Source organism: Tabrizicola sp. (assembly GCF_022842145.1).
Classification (GTDB): domain Bacteria; phylum Pseudomonadota; class Alphaproteobacteria; order Rhodobacterales; family Rhodobacteraceae; genus Tabrizicola.
This window is the reverse complement of the sequence record NZ_JALHQD010000001.1, coordinates 549,330-559,602: the sequence shown is the minus strand read 5'-3', so window position 1 is coordinate 559,602 and position 10,273 is coordinate 549,330. Positions and strand designations below refer to the sequence as shown.

Below are 10,273 nucleotides of genomic sequence, written 5' to 3'. Positions count from 1 at the left end.
AATTGTTCAATTACATCGGAAAATAGGACCGAAAGTTACCGCGCCGTCAGCGCAGGCGGCCCATCGCAAAGGTCGCGGAAAGCTGCCGCGAGGTCAGCCATGCCGCCAGTTTCCCGGCATCGGGAGTTTCGACGTCAGCGCCGAACTGGGCCGCCTCTAGCCCGCCGGTAATGAAGAGCGTGTCGAGGCCTTCCGAGATACCGCCTTGAATATCCGTCGAAATCCCGTCGCCGATGCACAGGATCTGCGGGTCGGCGGAAGCGCCGGCGTCGGCAAGGCGACGGCGGGCAAGGTCGTAGATCGGGGGATGGGGCTTGCCGAAGTAGAGGGTGGCGCCACCCATCGCTTCATAGGCCTGAGCCAGCGCGCCGGCGCAGTAGAGCCGCTTGTCGCCAAGATCGACGATGATGTCCGGATTGGCGCAAAGCATCGGCAGGCCAAGGGTCTTTCCCATCAGAAGTGCGGCGCGGTAGTCATCGGGAGTCTCGGTCATGTCGTCGAAAAGGCCGGTGCAAACGATGCCCTCGGCCTCGTTGAGGGGGACGCGGGTGATCGGGGGCTGGGTGGTTGCGAAGGCAGCGATATCCTCGGCGAAATCGGTGAAGAAAACTTCATCCTTGGGCGCGCCGATGTGGTGGACTTTCCGCCCGACGGCCCCCGTCAGCATCGCCATCTGCGCGGCGTCGCCCGAGGTGACCACGATGTCCCAGACGTCGCGGGGCACGCCAAGTGCGTCCAACTGCTTGATCACGCTGGATTTGGGCCGCGGAGCGTTGGTCAGGAGAACGACCTTGCCACCCGTCGCGCGGAAGCCCTGCAGGGCCGCGACGGCGGCCGGGAACGCCGCCTTGCCGTTGTGCAGGCAGCCCCAGAGGTCGCAAAAGACGGCGTCGTAGCGGCCGGTCAGGTCTGCCAGAGAGCGGATGATCTCGGTCATTGGTGGCCCTTTCGAAGCAAAACCAGCGGTCTACGGTCCGTCTACACCGCGTATTCCGTCCATGCATACGCGCGTATGCACGGACGGTTGCGCAACAGCGTCAAATCAGAGCTTCAGCGCCGGGATGATCTGCTTCTTGCGGCTCATGATCCCCGGAAGAACGACGGTATCGCCGGTCACCTTGGCACCGAAGGAAGCTTCGGCCATCTGCTTGACCAGATCGTTCGGGACAAGAAGCGTCGCTTCCTCACGGATGATGTCCACGACGAACAGCAGCACCTGGTCTGCTCCGTCCTCTTTTGCGACACCTTCCATCGAGCGCATCAGGCTGTCCTTGCGGTCAAGGACTACCTTGGGCGCGGTGGTTTCCAGCACAGACACGCGCAGCTCTTTCCCGGCGACGGTGTATTCCTTGGAATCCATGCGAAGGAGTTCGGCATCCGAGAAGGCCGAGACGTCGGACTTGGCCTCGAACATCTTTGCGGCAAGGTCGGGGATCGAGACGCCGAGGTCGGCGGCCAGCTTTTCCGCCACGGCGCGGTCGTGCGGCGTGGTGGTGGGCGAACGGAATTCCAGCGTGTCGGACAGGATGCAGGACAGCATCGCGCCCTTGATGTGCTTCGGTGCCTTGGCCAGCGTGTCGCCCATCAGGTCGTGCATGATGGTCGCGGTGCAGGCGAGCGGGCGGATGGTGATGTCGATCGGGTTCTTCGTCTTGATGCCGCCGACCAGCATATGATGATCGATGATGCCCTGGATCTTCGCCTCGTTGATCGAGGGCGGCAGTTCCGCCGGGTTGTTGGTGTCGACGATCACGACGGAGTCGTCGGCAGTGACATCCTGGATGATCGCAGGCTTCTCCAGACCCCAATGGCGCAGCACGAAGGCGGCTTCGGTGTTCGGCTCGCCCAGCAGGACGGGTTTCGCCGGAGTACCGGTTTCGGACAGGTACCAGGCCCAGATGATGGGCGAGCCGGTGGAATCGGTGTCGGGGGATTTGTGGCCGAAGACGAGGGTGGTCATTTTTGGTGCCCTTGGACGCTTGGGGGACGGTTCGGGCGCGGTATAGGCCGGACCGCACGGATTGTCACGCGGGGGTGTTCGTGGCATAATTGCCGCCTTGGCAGAGGAGTGCAGCGCGATGGACAAGACAGCCTGACGCCCCCGTGGGGGCCGCGAGCGGGGTCGGTGATCCGGCCCGGACGAAAGCCCTTCGACCAAGGAGTGCCCTGAGAATGGACAAGACCGTTTCGGCTTGAGTGCCGTTCGCGCCGGTTCATGACCGGCTGACAGCCATTTCCAAGACAGGGGCAGATCATGCCGCACACGAAGACTGGAAAGCCCGCTTTGGCGGGATTGAAGCCGTTGCCGAAGGCCAAGGGGTTCGACCCCGCGGCGCTGAAGGCGACCAAGGGGCCGCAAAGCCTGAAGCTGGTGCCGAAGCGGGGGATGATCCCCGGCAAGTCGGGGCAGCGGTGACAGGGGAGGGGGCACCTGACCGGGCGCCCCCGTTCCGGGTCAGGCCGGGGCCGGTTGTCGGGCCGTCCAGAGAATATGGCCTAGCGAGGCTGCCATCACCATCGCTCCGCCGATCAGGGTCGGGGTGGTCGGAGTCTCAAGGAAGATCAGCCAGACCCAGACCGGGGTCAGCGCGGTTTCCAGCGCGCCGATGAGGGCGGTTTCGACCGGCGTGGTATGGCGCGAGCCGATGACGAAAAGCGCGAAGCCAAGGGTGGAGTTGATCAGGCCGAAGGCGATCATCAGCAGGATGTTCGGGCCGTCGATCCCGGAGAGGGTCGAGAACGGGACCATCGCCAGCGGGGCCCAGATGGCGGACAGCGTGCCTGCGGCCAGCATTGGGGCGTCGGGATGGCCGCGGGCGATCAGGATCATCCCGGCGACGGCGAGGACCATGCCGAAGGCCATGAGGTCCCCCAGAAGCGCACCGTCGTTGCCAAGGCCGACCATGACCGCGGCCCCGGCCAAAGCGAGGGCGGCGGCAAGGATACCGGCGCGGCCAGGCGTTTCCTTCAGGATCAGCCAGCCAAGGAAGGCGGCGACGAAAGGGAGCGTGGCGTAAATGATGGCGACATGGGCGATCGAGGTATTCCGCAGGCTGCCGACGAAGAGGAGCATCGCAAGGCCGGAGAAGAGTGCGTAGGCCCAGCCCGCCCGACCGAGGCGGAGGAAATCGTGGAAACCCTCGGCCCCCTTCAGCCACCACAGGACGACCATGAGGCCTGCCGCGCCGGCAAGTCCGCGCCAGAGGATCAGCGTGGGCGTGTCGACGGTGATGGCGCGGGCGAAGAGGCCGGAGGTGCTCCAGGCCAGCGTCGCACCGAGAAGCATCAGGATGCCCTGGCGGTGGGCTGTCACAACGGTTGCGGGGCTTTGGGAAGCACCGGCCATTGGCTTGGCTCGTGGCCGTAGATGAGGGTCGCGCCGGGGGTCATCAGGGCCATGAGGCGGGCGGCGGAAGCCTGCGAGGCGGCGGGGTCCATCGAATCGGCGAAAGCCTCGTCGGGTTCGGAGGCGCGGTTGATGGCGTCGGCGGCCAGGATCACGCGGCGGCCATCGGGCAGGTCGACAAGGGCCGACAGGTGGCCGGGCGTGTGGCCGGGGGTGGGGATGAGGGTCAGGCCCTCGCAGACCGGGGTGTCGGCGTCGATGCAGTGGTAGGTGGCGTCGGGCCAGGGGATCGGGCGGGTGTTGCCAAAGTAGAGCGGCGCAGGCTCGGCCCGCTCGCGGGTGGTGAGGACGATGGGCGCGTGGGCGAACAGGGGCAGGGAGCCGACGTGGTCGATGTGGCCGTGGGTCAGGATGACGAGGTCGATGTCGGCGGGCGCAAGGCCCAGAAGGGCCAGCGCGCCCTCTGCGGTCTGGTCGGCGCTGAAGTCGATCAGGCGGCCAAAGCGGGGGAGGCCGTCCTTGTCGGCGCGGTCGGGGTCGGTCAGGTATTCGGGCGGAAAGCCGGTATCCACGAGGATGTTCGCGCCCCGGTCGGTCTGCATCAGGTAGGCCGGGATGCCGATTATGCGCTCTCCACCCCGGACGTCGAAGAGGCCGAGATCAAGGATGTAAAGGCGGGCGATCTTGCCGGGAAGGATCACAGGGGCAACTCTTCCAGGGTGAAGCCTTCCTTTTGCAGCAGGTTCAGCACGCCGTCCTTTCCAGACAGGTGCAGGGCGCCGAAGGCGGTAAAGACGGGACCCTGGGCGGCGGCCTCGGTCAGCACCGGAATCCAGGCGCGGTTGCGCGAGGAGGAGACGAGTTCCTCCATCCGGGCGAAGTCGGCGTCGATCTGCTCGCGGGTATAGCCCGGCATGTCATAGCTGAGAAAGCGCATCAGCTCCCACGCCTGGCGGCTGTCGCCGGCGAAGTAGCTGTCGACAAGAGTGGTGAAGTAATCCTCGCTCATGTCCTCGATGGACAGGGTGGAGACCAGCATCTCGGTCAGTTCTTCGGGCGTCATGCTGTCGAAGATGGTGAAGAGGGTGTCGAAGGGTTCAAGGCCCCGGACCGGGACGCCAGCCTCCAGGGCGGTGTCGATCACCGCGCCGTCCAGACCCTTGGGCTTTTCCGTCATTCCGGCCATCGCGCAGGGCGGGATCGACAGGAGCGTCAACACGTACCAGGGCTGGAACTTGGCAGTCATGAAGGGCGGGATGCCGCGGTCGGACAGGGCCTCGGACAGAGGATCCCAGACCTCGGGCGGGAGGCGCTGGTTCAGGGGAAGACCCTCGGTGATGACCATGGTCGAGGGGTCCTTGGCGATATGCGCCATGAGGGCCTTTTCCTCGTCGGGGCCAGCTTCGACGAGAACGGCGGTCGCTGCAGTGATGTGCGGGGCAAGTGCGGCGAGGTTCGAGGCGTGGCGACTGTCGTCGAAGTGGTAGGTCCCGGCGATGGTGATGACCTGATCGCCCCGGGTCGCGCGCCAGAAATTGCCCGACGCAAATGGGACCGCAGCGGTGGCGGCCTCGATTTCGGCGCGTTGGACCGGATCCATCTCGGCAAAGAGGTTGCTGCCCGCGCACATGGCCCAGGTCGGGGCCGTGGGCAGGCAGGTGAGGACGAGGGCCGAGATGGCGGAGAGAAGACGGGACATGCGACCTTGCGAGGCTTGGATGGTTCTCCGCATCGTGGCATCGGCAGGCAGAAAGGCAAAGCGAAAAGCCGGGTCAGGGGTGTTGACTCACGCTAGGGCATCGCCTACCTGAGAGCCGTTAGCACTCGGGCAAGCTGAGTGCTAATCAAGATCAAACCTGGAAACTCAAGGGAGTACCCCAGATGGCTTTCAAACCACTGCATGACCGCGTTCTGGTTCGTCGCATCGAAGGCGAAGACAAGACCAAGGGCGGGCTTATCATCCCGGATTCCGCCAAGGAAAAGCCCGCTGAGGGCGAGATCATTTCCGTGGGCGAAGGCGCCCGCAAGGATTCGGGCGAGCTGATCGCCCCGTCGGTCAAGGCTGGCGACCGCGTCCTGTTCGGCAAATGGTCGGGCACCGAAGTGAAGCTGGACGGCGAAGACCTGCTGATCATGAAGGAAAGCGACATCCTCGGCATTATCGCCTGAGCTTGTCCGCATCCGTAACCCATTCAAGGAGCTATCATAATGGCTGCTAAAGACGTCAAATTCGACACCGACGCCCGCGACCGCATGCTGCGCGGCGTGAACATTCTGGCTGACGCTGTCAAAGTGACCCTCGGCCCCAAAGGCCGCAACGTGGTGATCGACAAGTCGTTCGGCTCGCCCCGCATCACCAAGGACGGCGTGACCGTTGCCAAAGAGATCGAGCTTGCCGACAAGTTCGAGAACATGGGCGCGCAGATGGTGAAGGAAGTCGCTTCCCGCACCAATGACGAGGCCGGCGACGGCACCACCACCGCGACCGTGCTGGCGCAAGCCATCATCAAGGACGGCCTCAAGGCCGTTGCCGCCGGCATGAACCCGATGGACCTGAAGCGCGGGATCGATCTGGCCGTGACCAAGGTCGTCGCTGCCATCAAGGCCGCCTCGCGCCCCGTCAAGGACAGCGCTGAAGTGGCGCAAGTCGGCACCATCTCGGCCAACGGCGAAGCGGAAATCGGTCGTCAGATCGCGGACGCGATGCAGAAGGTCGGCAACGAGGGTGTCATCACCGTCGAAGAGAACAAGGGCCTGGAGACGGAAACCACCGTCGTCGAAGGCATGCAGTTCGACCGTGGCTACCTGTCGCCCTACTTCGTGACCAATGCCGACAAGATGGTTGCCGAGCTGGAAGACGCCTACATCCTGCTGCACGAGAAGAAGCTTTCGTCGCTGCAGCCGATGGTTCCGTTGCTGGAAGCCGTGATTCAGTCGCAGCGCCCGTTGATCATCGTGGCTGAAGACGTCGAAGGCGAGGCTCTGGCCACGCTGGTCGTCAACAAGCTGCGTGGCGGGTTGAAGATCGCTGCCGTCAAGGCCCCCGGCTTCGGCGACCGTCGCAAGGCCATGCTGCAGGACATCGCCATTCTGACCGGTGGTCAGGTGATCAGCGACGATCTGGGCATGAAGCTTGAGAATGTCACGCTGGACATGCTGGGCCGTGCCAAGAAGGTCATCATCAAGAAAGACGACACCACCGTCATCGACGGTGCTGGCAACAAGGCCGAGATCGAAGCCCGCGTCGGCCAGATCCGCGCGCAGATCGAGGAAACCACCTCGGACTACGACAAGGAAAAGCTGCAGGAACGTGTGGCCAAGCTGGCTGGCGGCGTTGCCGTCATCCGCGTCGGCGGCATGACCGAAGTCGAAGTGAAAGAGCGCAAGGACCGCGTCGATGACGCCCTGAACGCGACCCGTGCGGCCGTTCAGGAAGGTATCGTCGTCGGTGGCGGTGTTGCTCTGATCCAGGCTGGCAAGGTGCTGGAAGGCATGACCGGCGCGAACAGCGACCAGAACGCGGGTATCGCCATCGTGCGCCGCGCGCTGGAAGCTCCGCTGCGCCAGATCGCCGAGAACGCTGGCGTCGACGGCGCTGTCGTCGCGGGCAAGATCCGCGAATCGAACGACGTGACCTTTGGCTTCAACGCGCAGACCGAAGAGTACGGCGACATGTTCGCCTTCGGTGTGATCGACCCGGCCAAGGTGACGCGGACGGCTCTGGAAGATGCGGCTTCGGTCGCCTCGCTCCTCATCACCACCGAAGCGATGATCGCTGATCGTCCGGAGCCCAAGTCGGGCGCCGGTGCCGGTGGCGGCATGGGCGGCGGCGGCATGGGCGGCATGGACTTCTGATCCACGCCAACCAGACCTTTCGGAAAGGGCGCCTTCGGGCGCCCTTTCTTTTTGTCCGGTGGCTGCGACGTCCCGTGGTAATCTGCGCTTGGGTGGATCGGGGGATGGGATGGGAAGCCTGGACTTCTTCTACTTCTTCGGCAGCGTCTATGCCTACCCGTCGGTCCTGCGGATCGGACCGATGGCAGAGAAGGCCGGGGTGCAGGTGCGCTGGCGGCCGATCAATGTGCGGCCGCTGATGCGTGAGAACAACGTGGCCCTGCGGGATGAGGCGCAGAAGGTGCGCTACATGTGGCGCGACATCCAGCGGCGGGCGGCGTGGCACGGGTTGCCCTTCGTCAAGCCGCCGATCTGGCCGACCGAGCCGGACTTGCTGGCCAGCCATGTGGCAATGGTCGCGGCGACCGAGGGATGGGTCGAGGCCTACAGCGTCGAAAGCTTCCGCGCATGGTTTCTTGCGGGCCTGCCGCTGGGAACTCCGGATAGCCTTGCGGTGATCCTGCCCCGCCTTGGGCAGGAGCCCGAACGGGTGCTGGCATTGGCGCAGGACCCCGCGGCGGCGGCGCGGCTGGACGCAGAGACTGACGCTGCGCGACAGGTGGGCGCGTTCGGGTCACCAAGCTTTGCGGTGGGCGGCGAGCTTTTCTGGGGCGACGACCGGCTGGACGAGGCGGTCGCCTGGGCTGCCGGGACGCATCCAGCGCAGCGCTGACCAAGGCGCACTTGTGGAACCGTGACGAAGCGGCCCATGGTGGCGGCCATGCGCCTGTTCGTTTTGACCGCCCTTACCATGCTGGCCTTCGCGGCCAATTCGGTCCTGAACCGTTGGGCGGTCGGGTCGGGGCATATCGGGGCGGTGGAGTTCGCCTGTGTCCGGGTGCTGGCCGGGGCGGTCATGCTGATGGCGCTGGTCTGGTGGCAGCGCGGCGGCATGGGATGGCCGGGTCTTCAGGGACGTGTCGCAGGGGTGGGCGGGTTGTCAGCCTATCTGATCGGGTTTTCGCTGGCCTACCGGGGGCTTGATGCCGGGACCGGGGCGCTGGTGCTGTTCGGGACGGTGCAGGTGACGATGTTCGCCGGGGCGCTGGTGTCGCGGGAGGTGGTGCCGGCGCGGCGCTGGGCGGGGGCGGGGCTGGCCCTGGGCGGGTTGGCGGTCATCGCGGCACCTGGCGCGGTGGCTTGGGGGCCGCTGGCGCTGATGGCCGTGGCCGGGTTGGGCTGGGGGATCTATTCGCTGGTCGGCCGTGGGGCGGTGGACCCGCTGGCGGCGACGGCGTGGAATTTCCTTTTGTCGGTGCCTCTGGTGCTGGCTTTGGGCGCGGCGGTCGGCGTGGCGCGGCCTGATGCGGTGGGGGTCCTTCTGGCGGTGGTGTCGGGGGCGGTGACCTCGGGGCTGGGATACGCGCTGTGGTATGCGGTGCTGCCCAGACTGGGTGCGGCGCGGGCGGCGGTGGCCCAGTTGACGGTGCCGGTGATCGCGGCGCTGGGCGGGGCGGTGCTGTTGGCCGAACTGCCGGGCCTGCGGTTCTGGCTGGCCTCGGCTCTGGTGCTGGGCGGGGTCGCGTTGGCGAGCCTGCCTTACAGGAGCTTGACCAGCCGGTAGGTCGTGTGGCCGGTCAGTGCGTCCTTGCGCGAAAGGCCGGTGGAGGTGAAACCCTCGCGCTCCCAGAACGCCAAGCCGCGGGGGTTCACGTCCAGCACGGCGAGGTAAAGGCGCGCGGCGTGGCGTTTGCGGGCGAGGGTTTCGACATGGGTCAGGAAGGTGCGGCCATGTCCCGCACCTTGCGCCCAAGGGCCGAGGATCATGAGGCCCAGGTAGGCGTCGTTCGGTTCGGGGAAGCCGTAGGACAGTTCCGCCACGCCCGAGAGGCGCTGGTTCAGGAACAGCCCCAAGCGGTCGCTTTGTGCCGGATCGCAGTTCGGCGGGGCATCGGTGAAGAACTCTTGCGCATGACGTTCGGCGTCGGCGCGACCTTCGGCGAGCAGCCAGTAGTCCGGCGCCTCGCGGTAGAATTGGGTGACGAGCGCGGTCTCCGACGGGAAGAGTTCACGGATGCGCATGGGCGATCCTGACGACTTCCAGCTCGACTGCTCCGGCGGGGCGAGGCCAGGTCACAACGTCGCCGACCTGCGCGCCAAGGAGGGCGCGGGCGAGGGGGGAGTTCGGGGCGATGCGGTGGTGGGGTGCGTCGGCCTCGTCTTCGCCCACGATCTCGTAAGTGGTTTCCTTGCCCGCTTCGTCGGCCACGGTGACGGCAAGCCCGAAGGCGACTTCGGTCAGGTCATGCTGTGCGGGGTCGATCACCACGGCGGCTTTCAGGCGCGCCTCCAGCCAGCGCAGGTCCCTTTCGGCGGCGGCTTCGGGAAGCTTGTCGAGACGGTCGGGCCGGGCCTTGAGGCCGCCCAGGTCAGTCTGGCGCTGGGCGATCTTCGCGTGCAGGGCCGCCAGTCCGCGCGGGGTCACGATGTTCGGACCGGGGGGGACCGGAAGCTCGGGCAGGTCGGGACGGTCGTTCCCGGCATCCTCGTTGACGAAGGCGCGGCTCATTTCAGGATCACTTCCAGGGCGTCGTAATGGGCGCAGGCCGATCCCCAGGCGGCGTCGGGGAGGCTGTCGGGCTTGAACCGGATGTGGCCGGCGGCAAGTTCGGTGCGGCTGAAGAAGCGCCGGTCGGTGACGACGCCTTCGGGGTCCACCCAGGCATCGTCCAGATCGCCGGAGACAAGGGTGCAGCGGAAGAACAGGTCGACCTGGTGAAAGCCGGTCTCGGGGTCGTGGAATTCGTTAACCAGGACCGGGGGGCCGACGGCGATGGTCAGGCCGGTTTCCTCCATCACCTCGCGGACGAGGTTCTGGGGCAGCGACTGCCCCGCCTCGCAACCGCCACCCGGGGCGCACCAAAGGCCGAGATGCGCATCGGGGTAGGCGTTGACCAGCAACAGCCGATCCTGGTGCAGGATCAGCGCGCGTGCAGCGAGGCGGGGTTTGAGGCGGGCCATGCCGGGAAGCCTGTGACGCTGCGTCGGCTTTGTCCAGTGGCGGGAATTCCGGGCTTGCTGCGGGGCCAAGGC

General features: G+C 66.0%; 13 protein-coding genes. 5 read left to right on the top strand and 8 right to left on the bottom strand.

From position 1 onward, the window contains the following. Positions 1 to 46: 46 nt before the first annotated feature. Both Q0C42_RS02915 and Q0C42_RS02910 read right to left on the bottom strand, forming a co-directional pair. Entirely contained in the window at positions 47 to 937 is an 891-nt protein-coding gene (locus tag Q0C42_RS02915) for a TIGR01459 family HAD-type hydrolase (RefSeq protein ID WP_295071701.1), read from the bottom strand. A 105-nt stretch (positions 938 to 1,042) separates the two neighbouring features. Further along, positions 1,043 to 1,960: a manganese-dependent inorganic pyrophosphatase gene (locus Q0C42_RS02910; protein WP_295071699.1), complete on the bottom strand. Its 918-nt coding sequence runs from the start codon at positions 1,958 to 1,960 to the stop codon at positions 1,043 to 1,045. A gap of 294 nt (positions 1,961 to 2,254) precedes the next feature. Here Q0C42_RS02910 and Q0C42_RS02905 point away from each other — a divergent pair, with 294 nt between their 5' ends. Continuing rightward, positions 2,255 to 2,416 carry a hypothetical protein gene (locus Q0C42_RS02905; protein WP_295071697.1) on the top strand — a complete coding sequence of 54 codons (162 nt, stop codon included), beginning with the start codon at positions 2,255 to 2,257 and terminating at the stop codon, positions 2,414 to 2,416. Positions 2,417 to 2,455: 39 nt separating this feature from the next. Here the strand turns inward: Q0C42_RS02905 and Q0C42_RS02900 are convergent, their stop codons facing one another. From Q0C42_RS02900 to Q0C42_RS02890, 3 genes are read right to left on the bottom strand one after another with little or no spacing between them, the layout of a single operon-like run. Continuing rightward, positions 2,456 to 3,346: a DMT family transporter gene (locus Q0C42_RS02900; protein WP_295071695.1), complete on the bottom strand. Its 891-nt coding sequence runs from the start codon at positions 3,344 to 3,346 to the stop codon at positions 2,456 to 2,458. Then, entirely contained in the window at positions 3,310 to 4,047 is a 738-nt protein-coding gene (locus Q0C42_RS02895) for an MBL fold metallo-hydrolase (protein WP_295071692.1), read from the bottom strand. Before Q0C42_RS02895 ends, Q0C42_RS02900 begins: the two co-directional genes overlap by 37 nt. Then, positions 4,044 to 5,045, bottom strand: coding sequence for a TraB/GumN family protein (locus Q0C42_RS02890; protein ID WP_295071689.1), 1,002 nt, complete (start codon positions 5,043 to 5,045; stop codon positions 4,044 to 4,046). Before Q0C42_RS02890 ends, Q0C42_RS02895 begins: the two co-directional genes overlap by 4 nt. Positions 5,046 to 5,227: 182 nt before the next feature. On the opposite strand from Q0C42_RS02890, the gene Q0C42_RS02885 reads away from it, so the two are divergent. The 4 genes from Q0C42_RS02885 to Q0C42_RS02870 all read left to right on the top strand — a co-directional run bounded on the left by Q0C42_RS02885 (position 5,228) and on the right by Q0C42_RS02870 (position 8,804). Next, positions 5,228 to 5,515, top strand: coding sequence for a co-chaperone GroES (locus tag Q0C42_RS02885; RefSeq protein WP_295071686.1), 288 nt, complete (start codon positions 5,228 to 5,230; stop codon positions 5,513 to 5,515). 39 nt (positions 5,516 to 5,554) lie between these two features. Beyond that, a complete protein-coding gene (groL, locus tag Q0C42_RS02880) occupies positions 5,555 to 7,201 on the top strand; it encodes a chaperonin GroEL (protein ID WP_295071684.1) in 1,647 nt (548 codons plus the stop codon). A gap of 109 nt (positions 7,202 to 7,310) precedes the next feature. After that, complete coding sequence (locus Q0C42_RS02875; protein WP_295071682.1) at positions 7,311 to 7,913, top strand: 2-hydroxychromene-2-carboxylate isomerase; 603 nt, start codon at positions 7,311 to 7,313, stop codon at positions 7,911 to 7,913. Between the two features lie 48 nt (positions 7,914 to 7,961). After that, entirely contained in the window at positions 7,962 to 8,804 is an 843-nt protein-coding gene (locus Q0C42_RS02870) for a DMT family transporter (RefSeq protein WP_295071679.1), read from the top strand. On the opposite strand, the gene Q0C42_RS02865 is transcribed toward Q0C42_RS02870, so the two are convergent. From Q0C42_RS02865 to Q0C42_RS02855, 3 genes are read right to left on the bottom strand one after another with little or no spacing between them, the layout of a single operon-like run. Next, complete coding sequence (locus tag Q0C42_RS02865; protein ID WP_295071676.1) at positions 8,780 to 9,262, bottom strand: GNAT family N-acetyltransferase; 483 nt, start codon at positions 9,260 to 9,262, stop codon at positions 8,780 to 8,782. The genes Q0C42_RS02870 and Q0C42_RS02865 overlap by 25 nt on opposite strands. Continuing rightward, on the bottom strand, positions 9,249 to 9,749 hold the full coding sequence (locus Q0C42_RS02860) for a GreA/GreB family elongation factor (protein WP_295071673.1): 501 nt from the start codon (positions 9,747 to 9,749) through the stop codon (positions 9,249 to 9,251). Before Q0C42_RS02860 ends, Q0C42_RS02865 begins: the two co-directional genes overlap by 14 nt. Continuing rightward, on the bottom strand, positions 9,746 to 10,201 hold the full coding sequence (locus Q0C42_RS02855) for an NUDIX hydrolase (protein ID WP_295071670.1): 456 nt from the start codon (positions 10,199 to 10,201) through the stop codon (positions 9,746 to 9,748). The genes Q0C42_RS02860 and Q0C42_RS02855 overlap by 4 nt, the downstream gene beginning before the upstream one ends. Positions 10,202 to 10,273: the final 72 nt, after the last annotated feature.

Coding starts and splice junctions, on each gene's coding strand:
- Q0C42_RS02915 (WP_295071701.1), bottom strand. CDS start 937: ATGACCGAGATCATCCGCTCTCTGGCAGACCTGACCGGCCGCTACGAC.
- Q0C42_RS02910 (WP_295071699.1), bottom strand. CDS start 1,960: ATGACCACCCTCGTCTTCGGCCACAAATCCCCCGACACCGATTCCACC.
- Q0C42_RS02905 (WP_295071697.1), top strand. CDS start 2,255: ATGCCGCACACGAAGACTGGAAAGCCCGCTTTGGCGGGATTGAAGCCG.
- Q0C42_RS02900 (WP_295071695.1), bottom strand. CDS start 3,346: ATGGCCGGTGCTTCCCAAAGCCCCGCAACCGTTGTGACAGCCCACCGC.
- Q0C42_RS02890 (WP_295071689.1), bottom strand. CDS start 5,045: ATGTCCCGTCTTCTCTCCGCCATCTCGGCCCTCGTCCTCACCTGCCTG.
- Q0C42_RS02885 (WP_295071686.1), top strand. CDS start 5,228: ATGGCTTTCAAACCACTGCATGACCGCGTTCTGGTTCGTCGCATCGAA.
- groL (WP_295071684.1), top strand. CDS start 5,555: ATGGCTGCTAAAGACGTCAAATTCGACACCGACGCCCGCGACCGCATG.
- Q0C42_RS02875 (WP_295071682.1), top strand. CDS start 7,311: ATGGGAAGCCTGGACTTCTTCTACTTCTTCGGCAGCGTCTATGCCTAC.
- Q0C42_RS02870 (WP_295071679.1), top strand. CDS start 7,962: ATGCGCCTGTTCGTTTTGACCGCCCTTACCATGCTGGCCTTCGCGGCC.
- Q0C42_RS02865 (WP_295071676.1), bottom strand. CDS start 9,262: ATGCGCATCCGTGAACTCTTCCCGTCGGAGACCGCGCTCGTCACCCAA.
- Q0C42_RS02860 (WP_295071673.1), bottom strand. CDS start 9,749: ATGAGCCGCGCCTTCGTCAACGAGGATGCCGGGAACGACCGTCCCGAC.
- Q0C42_RS02855 (WP_295071670.1), bottom strand. CDS start 10,201: ATGGCCCGCCTCAAACCCCGCCTCGCTGCACGCGCGCTGATCCTGCAC.